11 protein-coding genes are annotated in these 16,666 nt (G+C 70.4%); 5 read left to right on the forward strand and 6 right to left on the reverse strand.

Annotated elements, in window-relative coordinates:
* Positions 1–1,303: 1,303 nt before the first annotated feature.
* The 6 genes from treZ to ACLQ2R_RS18710 all read right to left on the reverse strand — a co-directional run bounded on the left by treZ (position 1,304) and on the right by ACLQ2R_RS18710 (position 12,366).
* Positions 1,304–3,031: a malto-oligosyltrehalose trehalohydrolase gene (treZ, locus tag ACLQ2R_RS18685; RefSeq protein WP_425961140.1), complete on the reverse strand. Its 1,728-nt coding sequence runs from the start codon at positions 3,029–3,031 to the stop codon at positions 1,304–1,306.
* A gap of 3 nt (positions 3,032–3,034) precedes the next feature.
* Complete coding sequence (gene treY, locus ACLQ2R_RS18690) at positions 3,035–5,641, reverse strand: malto-oligosyltrehalose synthase (protein ID WP_425961141.1); 2,607 nt, start codon at positions 5,639–5,641, stop codon at positions 3,035–3,037.
* On the reverse strand, positions 5,634–7,739 hold the full coding sequence (gene glgX, locus ACLQ2R_RS18695) for a glycogen debranching protein GlgX (RefSeq protein ID WP_425961142.1): 2,106 nt from the start codon (positions 7,737–7,739) through the stop codon (positions 5,634–5,636). The genes treY and glgX overlap by 8 nt, the downstream gene beginning before the upstream one ends.
* A gap of 113 nt (positions 7,740–7,852) precedes the next feature.
* Positions 7,853–11,407, reverse strand: coding sequence for a BTAD domain-containing putative transcriptional regulator (locus ACLQ2R_RS18700; RefSeq protein ID WP_425961143.1), 3,555 nt, complete (start codon positions 11,405–11,407; stop codon positions 7,853–7,855).
* 73 nt (positions 11,408–11,480) lie between these two features.
* Positions 11,481–12,071 (reverse strand): hypothetical protein, encoded by a 591-nt coding sequence (locus ACLQ2R_RS18705; RefSeq protein WP_425961144.1) that lies wholly within the window; start codon positions 12,069–12,071, stop codon positions 11,481–11,483.
* The gene (locus tag ACLQ2R_RS18710) at positions 12,061–12,366 is read right to left on the reverse strand and encodes a hypothetical protein (protein ID WP_425961145.1); all 306 of its coding nucleotides are present in this window, start codon (positions 12,364–12,366) and stop codon (positions 12,061–12,063) included. The genes ACLQ2R_RS18705 and ACLQ2R_RS18710 overlap by 11 nt, the downstream gene beginning before the upstream one ends.
* A 210-nt stretch (positions 12,367–12,576) precedes the next feature.
* On the opposite strand from ACLQ2R_RS18710, the gene ACLQ2R_RS18715 reads away from it, so the two are divergent.
* The 5 genes from ACLQ2R_RS18715 to ACLQ2R_RS18735 all read left to right on the forward strand — a co-directional run bounded on the left by ACLQ2R_RS18715 (position 12,577) and on the right by ACLQ2R_RS18735 (position 16,224).
* On the forward strand, positions 12,577–13,494 hold the full coding sequence (locus ACLQ2R_RS18715) for a helix-turn-helix domain-containing protein (protein WP_425961146.1): 918 nt from the start codon (positions 12,577–12,579) through the stop codon (positions 13,492–13,494).
* 98 nt (positions 13,495–13,592) lie between these two features.
* Positions 13,593–13,760, forward strand: coding sequence for a DUF397 domain-containing protein (locus tag ACLQ2R_RS18720; RefSeq protein ID WP_425961147.1), 168 nt, complete (start codon positions 13,593–13,595; stop codon positions 13,758–13,760).
* A 432-nt stretch (positions 13,761–14,192) separates the two neighbouring features.
* Entirely contained in the window at positions 14,193–14,621 is a 429-nt protein-coding gene (mscL, locus tag ACLQ2R_RS18725; protein ID WP_425961148.1) for a large conductance mechanosensitive channel protein MscL, read from the forward strand.
* Between the two features lie 490 nt (positions 14,622–15,111).
* Complete coding sequence (locus tag ACLQ2R_RS18730) at positions 15,112–15,978, forward strand: helix-turn-helix domain-containing protein (protein WP_425961149.1); 867 nt, start codon at positions 15,112–15,114, stop codon at positions 15,976–15,978.
* Positions 15,979–16,014: 36 nt separating this feature from the next.
* Positions 16,015–16,224: a DUF397 domain-containing protein gene (locus ACLQ2R_RS18735; protein WP_425961150.1), complete on the forward strand. Its 210-nt coding sequence runs from the start codon at positions 16,015–16,017 to the stop codon at positions 16,222–16,224.
* The last annotated feature ends 442 nt before the right edge of the window (positions 16,225–16,666 follow it).

Consider the following 16,666-nt stretch of genomic DNA (forward strand, 5'->3'; position numbering starts at 1 on the left):
CGGCCGGACCCTGCTGACCCGCCGGACCCTGCTGCCCGACTGGACCCGCAGGACCGGTCTGCCCGGTCTGGCCCGTCTGCCCGGGCTGACCCTCCGGACCGGGCTGTCCGGGCTGTCCGGGCTGACCATCCGCACCGGCTGGACCCTGCTGACCCGCTGGACCCTGCTGCCCAATCGGACCCGCAGGACCGCTCTGCCCCGTCTGACCCGCCTGCCCTGTCGCACCCACAGGACCCGCCGGGCCCGCCGGCCCGGTGGCACCCGTGGCACCGGCCGCACCGGCCGCACCGGCCGCACCGGTGGCACCGGTCTGCCCCCTCTGTCCTGTCGCACCTGCGGGGCCGGCCGAGCCCGTGGCGCCGACGGGTCCCTGCGTACCCGCCGGGCCCGTCGGGCCTGGTACACCGTCCTGTCCGTTCGCCCCTGCCGGCCCGGCCGGGCCCGTGAGACCGGTCGGCCCGGCCGGGCCCGTGAGACCGATCGGCCCGGCCGGGCCCGTGAGACCGATCGGCCCGACGGGGCCCGCGGGACCCGGCGAGCCCAGACCCGGCCGGCCCTCCTCGCCCTTGGCCCCCCGTTCACCCCGGGGGCCCGTGAGACCGCGTGGTCCGCGCCCGCACTCGCGGTGGCACCTCGTGGTGCCGCAGGCACAGCGCCTGCACCGACCGTCCCGGTACCCGGCCCTGGGACGGGGGCACGGCGTCGCGAGAAGACCGGCGAGGGAGGCGTCCATGGGCGTACCGGCGCGCACGAGGTACGAGCCGCGCCGGTCGTCCGCCCTCCCGGTGCCGGCGTCCGCGGGAGTCTGGCACGGCACCGCCAGGAAGACCCCGGTGAGCGTCGCCGTGACGACAAGGGCGTGAGCACGCCCACCAAAGCACACCGCTGAAATGTGCCCGTTACCGCCATAGGTCATTTTTTCCCGCTCCACGCCCGTCGTGAGGAGTTGGGGCGCCGGCCCCAAGCAGTGACCAACAGTAAATTCCCGATCCGGGACACGACGGCACGCCGAACATGCCAACAAACCTTAAATTGCCAACGAATTAACGAAGACACGGTAATTAGTATTTTCCATCGCATATCCCGTTCTCGACCCCTCCGAAGGCCGGTCGGTCAGGGGGCGACGACGGGCGCCGCACGATCGGATCCTCCGCCCGGAAGAGTCGGCGCCACGACCGTTCGGGCACACGGCCCCCTTTTCTCGCCCGCGAGAAGAAAACGCGGGCGAGGGCCGACCCGCACCAAAATCGATACGGCACATCCCCCAAAGGAGGATGTGCCGTAAAGGATCGGGATCAGCCCGTCAGACCGGCGGGTCCAGGCGGACGACCGCGAGCGAGCGGGGCGGCAGGGACAGTTCCTCCCCCTGCACGGTCACCGACGCCTCGGAGGCGAGCAGGACCTGTCCCGGCGCGGACCGGCCCGTGCCGAGCCTGACCGTGAGCGGGACCGGCCCGAGGTTGGCCGCCACCCTGAGTCCTCCCCGGTGCACGACCAGCCAGGACTCGCCGTGGTCGACCTTGACCCGGTCCAGCCGGGGGTCGGTCAGCTCGGGGTGGGCGCGGCGCAGCGCGATCAGTGCCCGGTACCAGTCCAGGTGGGCCCGGTGGGCGTCCTGGTCCAGCTCGCTCCAGTCGAGCTTGGAGCGCAGGAACGTGGTCTCCTCGCCGGGGTCGGGCGCCTTCTCCGCCCAGTCGTCGTAGCCGAAGCCCACGAACTCCCGGCGCCGCCGGTCCCCCTCGCCCTCGCGGAGCTGCGGCTCCACATGGTCGGTGAAGAACAGGAACGGCGAGCGCGTCCCCCACTCCTCGCCCATGAACAGCATGGGAGTGAACGGCGAGGTCAGCAGGAGCCCGGCGGCCAGCCGGAGCGCCTCGGGGTCCAGCCGGTCGCCCTCGGCCCGGTTGCCGATCTGGTCGTGGTTCTGCGCGCAGCACACGAAGCGGTAGCCGGGCACGTGGGAGGCCGGGCGGCCGTGGGAGCGTCCCCGGAAGGAGGAGAAGGTCCCGTCGTGGTAGTAGCCGTGGGCGAGCACCTTGGGCAGGGCGCCGTGGAAGTCGTCGTAGTAACCGTGCCGCTCGCCGCTGACCGCCACGTGCAGCGCGTGGTGGACGTCGTCGTCCCAGGCGGCCGTCAGGCCGAACCCTCCGGCCTCGCGGGACGTCATCAGCCTCGGGTCGTTGAGGTCGGACTCGGCGATGAGCGTGAGCGGCCTGCCCACGGCGGCCGAGAGCGCCTCGGTCTCGACGGCCAGCTCCTCCAGCAGGTGCACGGCCCGGCTGTCGTGCAGCGCGTGCACGGCGTCCAGCCGCAGGCCGTCGACGTGGTAGTCGCGCAGCCACTGCATCGCGTTGCCGACGAAGTAGGCGCGCACCTCGTCGGACCCGAGCCCGTCCAGGTTGACCGCCTGCCCCCAGAAGGAGGAGGCGCTGGAGTGGAAGTACGGGCCGAAGGGGGCCAGGAAGTTCCCCGAGGGGCCCAGGTGGTTGTAGACGACGTCGAGGATCACGCCCAGCCCGCGCCGGTGGCAGGCGTCCACGAAGCGCTTGAAGGCGTCCGGGCCGCCGTAGTTCTCGGTGACGGCCCACAGGTCCACGCCGTCGTAGCCCCAGTTGCGCCCGCCCGGCACCGGCGGCACCGGCATGACCTCGACGAAGTCGATGCCCAGGTCGACCAGGTGCTCCAGCTTCTCCGTCGCCGCGTCGAAGGTGCCCTCGGGGGTGAAGGTGCCGATGTGCAGCTCGTAGATGATCGCGCCCGGCAGGTCACGGCCCCGCCACAGCTCGTCGCCCCATTCGAAGCGGTCGTGGTCGTACAGGCGGCTCGGGCCGAAGATGCCCTCGGGCTGCCACCGGGTCCTGGGGTCGGGCATCGGGTCGCCGCCGTCCAGCCGGAACCGGTAGTCGGTGCCGTGGCCGGCGCCGGGGACCTCGGCGGTCCACCAGCCGCCGCCCGCCGCCGACATGGGGTAGCGGACCTCGCCGATCTCCACGTCCACCGACATCGCCAGTGGTGCCCATACCTCGAACACGGGTCAGTTCCTTTCCAGCAGCGCGACAGGGTGGACGGAGAGCAGGTGCGCCAGCGGGATGCGGCCGGTGTGCTCGGTACCGGTCAGCAGGTCCCGCCAGGTGCCGCGCGGCAGGGTGATCGTGTCGCTCCCCCAGCCGCCGCGCCGCTCCAGCCCGACCGGCAGCCGGGTGGCGACGGTCACGGCCCGCTCGCCGCGGGCGAAGGCGAGTCCGTGCTCGCCCGCCTCGATCGGCAGGTACGGCGCCTCCGGGCCCAGCCGGTGCCGCAGCCCCAGGGCCTGGGCGGTGACGGCCAGCTTGGCCTCGTCCCAGGAGAGGTCCTCGGCGGCGATGCTCGGGTTGGCCTCGTCGGGGTTGGCCTGGCTCGCGTACGCCTGGGCCGCCGACAGCATCCGGCGGCGGAGCTGGAAGTCCACCGGGCGGCGGTTGTCCGGGTCGACCAGGGAGAAGTCGGTGATCTCGTTCCCCCAGTACAGGTCGGGCACGCCGGGCAGCATGAGCTGGACGAGCTTCTGGCTCAGCGAGTTGGACCTGGCGTACGGCTCGATCCTGGCGGCGAACTCCGCGATCGACGGGCCGCACTCCTCCACCGCGCGGGTGACGAAGTCGCGGATGCCGCGCTCGTAGGCCGGGTCGGGGGTGGCCCAGGAGATCGAGGTCTTGGCCTCGCGGGCCGCCTTGAACAGGTAGTCGAAGAACCTGTCGGGGCTGATCGGCCAGGACGCCATCAGGTTCTGCCAGGCCAGGTAGTCCAGGGCCGGGTCGAAGGAGACCTTCGCCGACCACTCGCCGACCGCCGCCGCCCACTCGGCGGGCATCTCCGACAGCACGGCCAGGCGGGCCCGTACGTCCTCGGAGCGCTTGGTGTCGTGGGTCGACAGCGTGGTCATGGTGGCCGGGGACATCCTCCGGCAGAACGCGTGGAACTCCTCGACGGACTCGCCGAACCGGTCGGGCTCGCCGCCCACCTCGTTCAGGCAGGACAGCGGGTACCACCGGTACAGGGCGGTGTCCTCGACGCCCTTGGCCATCACCGGCCCGCAGGTCTGCTGGAAGCGGGTGACGGCCTCGGTCGGCCCGTACAGCACCTGGCGGACGACCTCGTCCACCGGGGCGCCCTCGGGCAGGTGCCCGGCCGCGATCCGCCCGGCCTCCTCGACGATCCGCGCCGACGCCTCGGGCACCGGCTCCCCGGGCACCGCGTAGGCGCGGTAGACCGGCATGGCGGCGAGCAGCTCCACCAGGGTCTGCCGGTCGGAGCCGGTCAGGGCGTGCAGCCGGTCGATCTCGGAGCCGAAGAACAGCTTCAGGACCTCGGTCTTGGACTCGCGGACCACCTGGGCGTAGTCGGACGGCCCGCCGGTGTGCGTGGCGTACAGCTCGACCAGCGCCTCCTTGCCCGCCGGGTCGACGAACAGGCCGGTGATGCGGTTGAGCACGTCGTAGCCGGTGGTGCCGTCGCACTCCCAGTCGTCGGGCAGCCGCTCGGAGCCGACGAGGATCTTCTCGGCCACGGTCCACAGGCCCGAGGCGGCGCGCAGCCGCGACAGGTAGCCGCGCGGCTCGGCGAGCCCGTCGGGGTGGTCCACCCGCAGCCCCCGGATGACGCCCTCCCTGACCAGGGCCAGGATGACGGCGTGCGTGTCGTCGAAGACCTCCGGGTCCTCGACGCGCAGCCCGATCAGCGAGGACACGTCGAAGAAGCGGCGGTAGCCGGGGCCGCGCCGCCAGTCGACCAGCCGGTAGTGCGTGTCGGGCAGCGGGAACTCGTGGTCGTGGTAGCGCAGCACGTCGCCGTCGAACGCGACCTCCCCCGGGTCGCCGCCGAGGACCGGCATGTTCACCCTGCCCTCGCCGCCGTCCCAGTCGATGTCGAACCAGGAGGCGTACGGCGAGTCGCGCCCCTCCCTGAGCACCGACCAGAGCTGGGCGTTGCCCGACTCGGGCACCGGGATCGTCATGTGGTTGGGCACGATGTCGACGACGATGCCGATCCCGTGCTGGGCCAGCGTCGCCGACAGCTCCCGCAGGCCCTCGGCGCCGCCGAACTCCTCGCGGACGCGCGAGTGGTCGGTCACGTCGTAGCCGTGCCGCGACTCGGGCACGGCCTGCAGGATCGGCGACAGGTAGACGTGGCTGACCCCCAGGTCCCGCAGGTACGGGGCCAGCTCGGCCACCCTGTCGAACCCGAAGTCGGGGGTCAGCTGGAACCGGTACGTCGACAGCGGCACCTCGTAGGAGCCGGGCGAGGGCAGCGGGATCTGCCCGTCCGTCTCCAGCGGCGCCGGGTCGACGACCTGGTCGCCGTCCTCACCGGCCCTGGAGCCGGGCACCGTCTCGACGGGCGGAACGTCCGGGATGACCGGGATGTCCGGGACGCCCTGCGGCGGCACCGTCCCGGGCTCGGGAACGGGCGCCGGTTCGGGAACCGTGCCGGGCTCGGGAACGGTTCCGGGCTCGGGGGCCGGCGCGGGGACGGGCACGGGCTCGGCCGGGGCGGGCCCGGTCAGGACAGGCCCCGCCGGAACCGTCGCGACCGGGACGGGAGCGCTCAGGACGGGCTCGGCCCGAACGGGCTCGGGGGCGGGGTGGGTCACGGGCTCAGACACGGCGCAACACCCTCACCGAGCGGCCGACCACCGGCACGCTCTCTCCGGCCCGGCACAGCCGGGTGTCGACCGTGATCGGCATCGCCGTATCGATCTCCGTCAGCCACATCTCGCCGTAGTCCTTGGGAAGGGTGAACTTGATGACGTCATGGTGGGCGTTGAACAGCAGCAGGAACGAGTCGTCGACGATCTGCCGGCCCCTGCGGTCGGGCTCGGTGATGGCGTCGCCGTTCAGGAAGACGGCCAGCGACTTGGCGTAGCCCACGTTCCAGTCGGCGTCGGTCATCTTCTCGCCCATGGGGGTGAGCCAGGCGATGTCGCTGAGGTTGTCCTCGGACCCGCGTACCGGGCGCCCGTAGAAGAACCTGCGCCGCCGGAAGACCGGGTGGTCGGCGCGGAGCTTGGCCACCCGCTGGGTGAACTCCAGCAGCAGCCAGTTCTCCCTCACGTCCGACCAGTCGACCCAGCTCAGCTCGTTGTCCTGGCAGTAGACGTTGTTGTTGCCCCGCTGACTGCGGCCCAGCTCGTCGCCGTGGGAGAGCATCGGGACGCCCTGGGACAGGAACAGCGTCGTCAGGAAGTTGCGCTTCTGCTGCTCGCGCAGCGACTCGATGGCCAGCGAGGCCGGCCCCTCCTCGCCGCAGTTCCAGGAGCGGTTGTCGTCGGCGCCGTCCCGGTTGTCCTCGCCGTTGGCCTCGTTGTGCTTGCCGTTGTAGGACACGAGGTCCTGCAGGGTGAACCCGTCGTGGCAGGTGACGAAGTTGATGGAGGCGGCCGGGCGGCGGCTGTCGTCCTGGTAGAGGTCGCTGGAGCCGGTCAGCCGGGAGGCGAACTCGGGCAGCGCGGCGGGCTCCCCCCGCCACAGGTCGCGGATCGTGTCGCGGTACAGGCCGTTCCACTCGGTCCAGCGGGCCGGGAAGTTGCCCACCTGGTAGCCGCCAGGGCCGACGTCCCACGGCTCGGCGATCAGCTTGACCTGCGAGAGCACCGGGTCCTGCTGGACCAGGTCGAAGAAGGCGCTCAGCCGGTCGACCTCGTGCAGCTCCCGCGCCAGCGTCGAGGCCAGGTCGAACCTGAAGCCGTCCACGTGCATCTCGATGACCCAGTAGCGGAGCGAGTCCATGATCATCTGCAGGACGTGCGGGGAGCGCATGAACAGGCTGTTGCCGGTGCCGGTGGTGTCCATGTAGTACCGCTTGTCGTCGTCGACCAGACGGTAGTACCCGGCGTTGTCGATGCCCCGCATGCTCAGCGTCGGGCCCAGGTGGTTGCCCTCGGCGGTGTGGTTGTAGACCACGTCGAGGATGACCTCGATGTTCGCCTCGTGCAGGGCCTTGACCATGGCCTTGAACTCCAGCACCTGCCCGCCGCGCTGCCCGCTGCTGGAGTAGGCGTTGTGCGGCGCGAGGAAGCCGATGCTGTTGTAGCCCCAGTAGTTCGTCAGACCCCGGTCGGACAGGATGTGGTCGGTGACGAACTGGTGCACCGGCATCAGTTCGAGCGCGGTCACCCCGAGGGACGTCAGGTGGTCGATGATCTCCGGGTGCCCGATCGCCGCGTAGGTGCCGCGGATCCGCTCGGGGATCTTCGGGTGGTTGATCGTCAGGCCCTTGACGTGCGCCTCGTAGATCACCGTGTTGTGGTACGGCGTGCTCGGCGGCCGGTCGTGCCCCCACCCGAAGAACGGGTTGATCACGACGGACTTCGGCATGAACTCGGCCGAGTCGGCGTCGTTGAGGCTGTCGGGCTCGCCGAAGCGGTAGCCGTACACCGCCTCGTTCCACTTCACGTCGCCGTCGATCGCCTTGGCGTAGGGATCGAGCAGCAGCTTGGCGGGGTTGCAGCGCTGCCCCGCCGCCGGGTCGTACGGGCCGTGGACGCGGTAGCCGTACCGCTGTCCCGGGCCGACGCGCGGCAGGTATCCGTGCCAGACGAATCCCTCGCACTCGGTGAGAGGGACCTTCGTCTCCTGGTCGTCGTCGTCGAACAGGCACAGCTCGACGCGTTCCGCGGCCTCGGTGAAAAGCGCGAAGTTGGTTCCCGCGCCGTCGTAGGTGGCCCCCAGAGGATAGGGATCACCCGGCCAGATCTCGATCATTACACCGCCCCTTCAGCGGTGGACAGATATGCCCCGTGTTCGACGTGACATGCATACATTCCCACTCCTGTGTCACTCGTCTCACCGGTCGGGCGCGGCACGCCGTCACGAGCCTAGGACAGACCCCGCTCCAGACGCCCGACCAGCGCGCGGACGGCGGGTTCGTACACGCCCAGGCCCGCCCGCGCCACGAACGTGGCGGCCGCGCGAAGGTGGGACGCGGCCCGCCCCTCGTCGCCGCCCAGCAGGGCCAGCCTGCCCAGGCAGAGGTCGGCCTGTGACCAGCCGAGCAGCCGTCCCGCGTGCGGGGCGAGCAGGCCGTACAGGACCTCTCCCGCGGCCTCGTCGCCGAGGGCGGCGCAGATCTCGCTGACGGCGTCGGCCACGAACCGGTAGGCCAGCTCCGGGCCGATCGCCGCGAAGCCGTCCCTGGCCAGGACGCCGAGGACCTCGCGCGCCTCGCCGGTCCTGCCCAGGTCGATCAGGGCGAGGCAGCGCAGGATCGTCCAGGGCCGCTGGCCGGGACGGCGGGCGAGCATCTCCTCGGCCAGCGCGAGCGCGGGCCCGGCCTCGCCCCCCGCCCGCAGCGACAGGAAGCGGAACGTCTCCCGGCGCAGCAGCGCGTCGTCGCGGCCCAGCGCCCCCTCGGGATGGGCGGCCCCGGAGGCGTCGGCCGCGGCGAGCGCGCCGGCGAGGCTCCCGGACAGGTACGCGCGGACCGCGGCCTGCCACTCGGCGAGGCTGACCATCGAGGGGAGCCGGAGCCGGCCGGCGTTCTCCCGCAGCCAGGTCAGCAGCTCCGCCGCGGCCTCCGCCTCGCCCCGGGCCATCAGCTCGACGTAGGCGTTCTCCCTGCCGATCCACTCGGTGACCAGGTCCCCGGTGCGGCGGCCGATCTCCACGATCTCGGCGACGGCCGCCCGCCCGCCCTCGTGGTCGTGGCCGGAACGCAGCAGGATCTCCAGCGCGATCAGCGTCCTGGACAGGGTCGCCTCGTCGCCGCCGCGGCGGGCCAGCGACACCGCCTCCCGCGCCGTCTCCAGGCTCCGCCCCACCGGCCGGGAGGTCGAACCGGTCAGCGCGGCGGCCGCGAGCAGCCTGGCCCGCCAGGGCGAGTCCGAGGCCAGCCCGGAGGCGAGGACCCGGCCGATGCGCCCGGCCATCCGGTCGATGCCGGTCATCTCCTCGTACATGGCCAGGTGCAGCGGGTCGGAGAAGCCCAGCACCGCCCTGGCCAGCCGGTCGTCGTCGCCGAGCTCCTCGGCGAGGTCCGCCGCGGCCTCCAGCGAGGCGTGGGCCGCACCGCTCATCCCCGCCGCCGCCTGGGCCTCGGCCAGGTCGAGCAGGAGGTCGCAGCGGAGCACGGCGTCCGGCTCGGGCATCCGGCCGACCAGCGCGATCGCCTTCTCCAGGCCCTCCACCGCGTCCTCGTGGGCGAACTGGGCACCGGCCTGGGCCGCGGCGCGCCGGGTGTAGCCGATCGCCCTGGCCGCCGTCTCCGGGCCGAGCAGTCCCTCGCGCCAGTGGTGGGCGATCTCGCTCAGCCGCGTCCCGCTCCGTTCCTGGAGCACCTCGGCGATCCGCGCGTGCATCCTCCTGCGGCGCAGCGGCGGCAATGCCTCGCGCAGCACGTCGCGGACGATGTCGTGCACGAACCGGCAGCCCGGCCCGTCCTCGGCGACCAGCAGCCGGGCCTGCACGGCGGCGTCGACGATGTCGAGCACCCGCTCCGGGGACGGCCCGGCCACCCGGGTCAGCACGTCCAGGTCCGCCTCCCGGCCCAGCAGGGCCGCGGCGGTCAGCACCTCCTCGGTGCCGGGCGGCAGGCCCGCCAGCCGGCCGCGGACGACGTCCGGCAGCGCCCCGGGGGTCTCGCCGAGCTGGAGCGCCTCGCCCAGGAAGAACGGGTTGCCCGCGGTGAGCCTGCCCATCTCGGCCGCCCTGCCCGGGTCGGCGCCGGCCCGGCGCAGGTACTCGCGGACCTCCTCCTCGGCCAGGCCGCGCACCGGGAGCCGCCGCACGTGCGGCAGCCGCGCCAGCGCGCCCAGCGTGCGCTCCAGCGGCCCGCCGTCCCGCCCGCCGGTGTCACGGTACGTCGCCACCACGGCCAGGTCCGGGCAGAGCCGGGTGGAGGCCAGGAACTCCAGCAGCCGCAGCGAGGAGGTGTCGGCCCACTGCAGGTCGTCGAGCACCACCAGCGTCCGGCCGTGCTCGTTCAGGAGGCGGGCGAACGCCTCGTACAACTCGAACTGCCCGGTCGCGGCGGCACTTCCTCGCGTTTCGGGTGTCCCTGGCGTTTCGGGTGTCTCCGGAGGCCTGGGTGTCACCGGCGTGCCGGGGGCGCCCGTCGTGCCCGCCGCGTCCGTCGTGCCCGTCACGTCCGTCGTGCTTGGCGTGGCCGTCGTGTTTGGCGTGCCTGTCGTGCCCGTTGCGCTTGGCGTGCCCCGGGTGCTCGTCCGCGCCCCGGCGCCGATGAGGTGTGCCAGCTCCCCGTCCTGGCCGACCAGCTCGCGCACGGCCTGCGTCCAGGGCCAGAACGGGGGTGCGCCCGCGCCGTCCCAGCAGCGCCCCCACACCACCCGATGCCCCCTGGCCCGCGCGGCCCCGGCGGCGTGCTCGGCGAGACGGGTCTTGCCGATGCCCGGCTCCCCGGCGATCAGCACCACCCGGTGCCCGTCCCCGGCGACCACCCGCTCCAGTATCCCGGCCTCGGCGTCGCGTCCCACCAGCCCGGTGTCCCCCCCGCTCCCGGTGGCCCTTCCCGCCTCCGCGTCCGCGTCCACCCGACCCGCCGTGTCCGCCACACCTACCGAGCCCGGTGTGCCCGTGATGTCCTTATGGCTCGTCTCACCCGCGACACTCGCCGTACCCGCCGTACCCGCCGTGCTCACCGGGGAGCGGGGGGTCAGGGCGGGATCCTGGGACAGGATGCGCCGTTCCATCTCCCTGGAGCCCAGGTCGGGGTCCAGCCCCAGGTCCTCCATCAGCAGCCGCCGCCCCTCGGCGAGCACGGCGAGCGCGTCGGCCTGCCGTCCCGCCTGGTAGAGGGCGTGCGCCGCGAGTGCGCGCAACCGCTCCCTGAACGGCCGCGCGGCGACCAGCTGGGCCAGCCGGCCGTTCAGCGCGGCCCCTCGTCCCAGCGCCAGCTCGGACGCCGCCAGGTCCTCCTCGATCGTCAGCCGGAACTCGGCCAGGTGCGCACCCTCCTCCACCGCCCAGGAGGAGGCCGTCAGGTCCGCGAGCGGATCACCGCTCCACTCCCCCAGCGCCCGCCGCAGCTCCCGGACCGCTCCCTCGTGATCACCCACCGCCGCCCGGCCCGTCCCGGCGGACACGTGCTCCCGTGCCCGGCCCAGGTCGATCGAGGCCGCGGGGACGTCCAGGACGTACCCGCCCGGTCTGGTGAGCAGAACCGTCGGGGTGACCCTGCGCGTCCTGCCGGGCTCGAAGACCCGGCGGAGCTTGGAGATGTACGCCTGCACGGTGTTGAGCGCCCCCGGAGGCGGGTCCTCCTCCCAGAGCACGTCGATCATCCGCTGCGGTCCGACCGGCCGCGGCGCGGCGAGGACGCACATGGCCAGCACCAGCCGTTGCTGGTAGGGACCGGCGTCCAGCGCCGTCCCCTCCCCGGTGACCACCCCGACCGGGCCCAGCACACGAAAGTCCATCCGGCCCACCTCGCATTGAACTGCGCCGATAGTACCTTTCGCCTGCTGTATCGACCTTCACGCCGCCGGCCGGTCAGCCCCGGCTCCCCGAGAGGGGGGACTCCCTGTGCCTGTGACGCCCGTGCCCGGCAGCCCATGCCCGCTCGTCACGGATCACCTCGACAGCGACCAGCGCCGGATGGCGAGGATGGGCCGCGACCCGCACCAGCGGCGCCAGGCAGCAGATCGCCAGCACCTCCGCGGCTCCCTCCAGGTCGGAGACCGTGGTCCCGGCCCGGCACCAGAGCCAGGCCCGCTCCCCGAACGGGGTCGCCACCGTCCGCAGGACGTGGGGCGCGCGGCCCCGCCGGTTGACGACCAGCGCCTCCGCGCAGCCGGAGCGGACGCGGTGCGCGGTGAACACGCACCGCATCCACCCCCACACCTCGGCGCGCGCGACCGGCACCGCCCCCACCACGAGGGCGAGCAGCGCCACGGCCGCGAGCACCGGGCCCCCACCGAAGATCTTCACCGCCAGGACGACGGCGACCGGCACGACCAGGACGAGACCGATCTCGTACCGCCACTCCCAGATCAGCCCGAGCGGCCCGGTCCGCGCCTGGGGGATGATCGCCGCCCGCCGCGCCGCGGAGATCTGCCTGAGCTGCGGCTCCTCACTTCTCACGACTCGCCCCCGCGTTGAGCCGCGCTATCCGTCCGTCCCCCTCGCAGAGTCCGCACACGTGACCGTTCTGCCCGGTCAGCCCCACGCCCCGGCACAGGCCGCACCGCTGTAGCGTGTCGAACAGCGGAGAGCGGTACCTGCGGGTGGCCAGGCGGCTCCGGTCGATCTCCCAGCCCTGCACCCAGGCGAACGCGTCGATCTCCCCGAAGATCCAGTTGTCCAGCGCCCGGAAACCGACGGGCCACAGGGTTCGTATCCGGGTCCGGAGACCACGTTGGACCTTGTCGTGCTTCAAGGCTCCACCCCCTTGAAGATTCGCCCCATGGGGCCTCGGACTTTCTTTACCCTGGTTCATGCCGATGACAACCGACCTTTGGCAATTACCATCATAATTTGCCAAGGATTTTTTCCCCGATCTTGGAGCGTCCTCCTTGAAGTGCGGAATCACGGAGTTTCGATCAAGCCCCCTGGGGGCAGTTGACAAAACCGGCGAAGGGAGCACGTCTTGGTAGCCGAGCACAACCCGACCCTGCGGCGACGGCGGCTGGGAGGCAGGTTACGGGTGTTACGCGAAGAGGCCGGGCTGACGGTCGAGCAGGCGGCCGAGGCGCTGCTCTGCACCCCTTCGAAAATCAGCCGCATAGAGAACGCCCAGCGTGGTGCCAGCCAGAGAGACGTACGCGACCTCTGTGCCGCCTACGGCATCTCGGACGAGGAGCTGATCGAACAGCTCATGACACTGGCCCGCGAAACACGGAAACCGGGCCTGAAATACGAACACGGCGATCTCGGCGACGACGCCCTGTACACCTACATGGAACTGGAGGCCGGAGCGTCGTCGATCACCGAGTTCCAGACCGCGTTCTTCCCCGGCCTGCTCCAGACCGAGGATTACGCCCGCGCCCTGATCCAGGGCCTGCTGCCGCGAATGGAAGCCGACGTGCTGGAGCGGCGCGTCGCCGCTCGCATGGCACGGCAGCGCGCCCTGCTGGAGCGGGCCGACCCGCCCCGCTACTGGACCTTCATCGACGAGGCTGTGCTGCATCGGCAGGTCGGCAGCTTTGAGATCATGAAGGCCCAGTTGGAGCGTGTCCTGACGGTCGCCGGGAATCGCCACGTCACCGTCCAGTTCGTCCCGTTCCGCAAGGGTGCCTACATGGGGGCGGGCAGCCCGTTCGTCTTCCTGGAGATGGGCAAGGACACGGGCTCGGACGTCGTCTACATCGAGACCCTCGTCCGGAACGAGTACTTCGAGAGACCCGACGACCTGAAGGTGCACCGCGAGGCGATCGACCAGATTCGTGCCACGGCCCTGGATCCCCAGGACTCACTGAAGCGCATCAATGAAATGATCAGCACGTATCGCCTCCAGAAACGGAAAGGTCACGCGAACAGACGTGTCCGCCGCCGGATCGCGATATAAACTTCATTCGCCTCGAACAGGAAGTATCCGACCCGGGAGTTTCAGGAGTCTCAATGAACTCACCGCAAGGCACAACCACTCCCCCCATGGAGTGGCGCATGTCCTCCTACTGCAACGGAGGTAACTGCGTCCAAGTCGCCTTTGCGCCCGATGCGGTCAGCGTTCGCGATTCCAAGGTTCCCGACGGCCCCATGCTGCACTACTCACATGGCGATTGGTCCACCTTCGTAAGGGCCGTCAAGCAGGGTGCATACGACCGTTATTAGATGCCGTAACCATGTACCGGGACCGAAACCAGCGGCCCCGGTACATGGTTAACCCCAAGAGGAACATTCATATTTCCTGAACATATATTAAGACATTCCCGGCATGGCCTTTCGGCTTCGTGACCGATCTCCCAGGAGAGCGCAGGACGGGACGACCTCCGTTCAGCAGCGTCTGGCATCGACCGGCGTGTAACAACGGAAGCTGCGCAGAGGTGTCCTTCGAGCACGGCAGCGTCGGCGTGCGCGGCGGCAAGAACGGCGCGAACGACCGACCCTCACCTTCACCGCCGCCGAATGGGCCTCCTTCGTCCGATCCATCCGCAGGAGACGCTTCGACACCCCCTGGTTCCGGCGGATCACCCGCAGGAACGAGAGGTTTGGCCACTGATGGATGGGTAGTTCCAGCATCTTCACGAGCGGAGGACGCGAAGCATGGGTGGATTCAAGAAGTTCCTGCTGAGGGGCAACCTCGTCGAACTGGCCGTGGCGGTCGTCGTCGGGGCGACCTTCAGCGGGCTGATCCAGGCGCTGGTCAAGGACCTCATCACTCCCCTGATCGGGGCGGTGACGGGCGGCAGGCAGCCGGACTTCTCGCAGTACGTGTTCACGATCAACGGCTCCAAGTTCATGTACGGCGACTTCATCAACCACCTGCTGACGTTCCTGATCATCGCCGCGGTCATCTACTGGCTGGTCGTGATGCCGATGACCCGCCTGATCGGCTTCTTCGACCGGGACAAGAAGGCCACCGAGAAGGAATGCCCGGAGTGCCTGAGCGACATCCCGATCGACGCCAAGCGCTGCGCGTTCTGCACGGTGGAGCTGTCCCGCGTTCCCGTGGCGGACAAGCCCCCGGCCTGACCCGGAACGGCCGGGACGGCGAGCGGGAGCCGGCACCGGCCCCGGGTCGCGGGGGCCGACCGGCACGACTTGCCGCTCCGCGGTCCCCTGGATGACCCGTTCCGTCCAGGCCCGCCGGATGACTCGGGGCGGCTTGGTCGCGGGCAGCCGGCACGGAGGTCGCTCCTTCCCCGTCGACAGTCGATGATCTCTAGCTGGGCCGATGTCGCCGACATCGGCCCGGCTTGTTTTCTCCCGCCCCCCGCGCCCCCCTGGAAAGAGCCATTGGCAAGTGCTGATCCAATTGTTGTGTTACCGTCCTCGTGGCCTCCCATGGCCACCGGATGCATCGCCAGGCATCACCTGCCTCCTCTTATACCGGCTGCTGGGCGATTCATGGGAATGGCACGGTGCAACGCCATCGGGTGAAGCGGTATGGTGACAGGATGGGCGTGGCAACTGCCAGACGAATATGCCCTGCCCCCTGTTACCGAGGGTAAGGTGAGCGACGATGGCCAGCACCACCCCCACTCTTCGCGGCCGTCAACTGGCGGCTCGCCTGCGCGCACTGCGCGAAGCGGCCGGGCTCAGTGTCAAAGAGGCCGCCGACGGAATCGAATGCTCACCGGCGAAGATCAGCCGTATCGAGACGGCCCAGCGTGGCGCAATTCCCCGTGACGTTCGTGACCTGTGCCTGCTGTACGGGGTCGAGGACCAGGACGAGATCGACTCGCTGATGGAAATGGCCCGAGAGGCCAAACTGTCCGGAATCCATCTCGACGTGGGCTCCGCATCCATCGAGAAGATCCTGCGCACCTATGTCGGACTCGAAGCGGCGGCCTCGTCCATCTGGGAATTCCAGACCGCACTCGTCCCCGGTCTGCTGCAGACCGAGGAATACGCCCACGCCCTCAGTGGCGGCATGCTTCCGCAGATCACCCCAGATGTTCTGGACACCCGCGTCGCGATCCGCATCAAAAGGCAGGAGATCCTTACCCGTCCCGACCCGCCGAAATACTGGGCGGTCATGGACGAGGCGGTTCTGCACAAGAGGATAGGCGGCGCCGGGACGATGTACGAACAATTGGGGCACGTGGTCGAGATCGCCAAGCTGACCAATGTGACCATTCAGGTCGTCCCCTTCGAGGCAGGAGCCCACATGGGCCTCGCCAACCCATTCGTCCTTTTCGAGATTCCGGACCCGAAGATCCCGGACATCGTTTATCTGGAGGCCCTGACCACGGAGAAATATCTCGAGAAGGCGGTCGAGACGGCCCCGTACAAGGAGGCGAAGGAACACATCGTCGCCGCGGCACTCAATCCGCGGGACTCGACGAAAAAAATAGAAGAGATCAGAAAGCTTTATTTACCGGGCTAGTCTACCCAGCTTACATATACGGGAAGTAAGAAGACAATGACGTCGCTCAACCCTACAGGATCGCCAGACCTCCCGTGGCGCACCTCAAGTCTCTGCAACAATGGATCATGCGTCGAAGTGGCCGGCCTTCCGAACGGCGGGGTAGCCATACGGGACAACAAGCTCGGCGATGACAGCCCCGTACTCCGGTTCACACCGAGAGGGTGGACGAGTTTCGTCGAGAATGTCAAATCTGAGCTCTTCTAGGTAAGAGTGACGTTCGGTGTCACGCTTTTTTCATCATCAGCACTCAGGGGGAACAACACACGTGCGCCGACCTTCCGATGATGTGATGTTCGAATTCTCTGTCGACGGGTCGGCGGCGGGCAGGCATTTCATGGAAGGACCCGCTTCCTGCAGGATCGGCTGATGCGTCCGGTTCTTCACGGTGAGGCAATTGCCCCAGCGTCCACCCGGCTCCGCGTCACGACACGTGACGGCGAAGGGGCCGGCGGCCCGGTCGTCCGCCGGGGAGCGGGAGCCTGACGGGGCCCCCGCTCTCCCGGCCGTTGCAGGAACCGGTTTTTCCCGGCCCGGGCGCCGGGGGGGGGGGGGGGGGCCCCCCCCCCCCCCCAGGGCCGGGTCCGGGCCACGCGGGAGAGTGCCGGGCCGGGTCACGGTCCTCGCGTACGCCGGGGCCGGGGCTCGT

This window comes from Streptosporangium sp. DT93, from assembly GCF_049844535.1.
Classification (GTDB): domain Bacteria; phylum Actinomycetota; class Actinomycetes; order Streptosporangiales; family Streptosporangiaceae; genus Streptosporangium.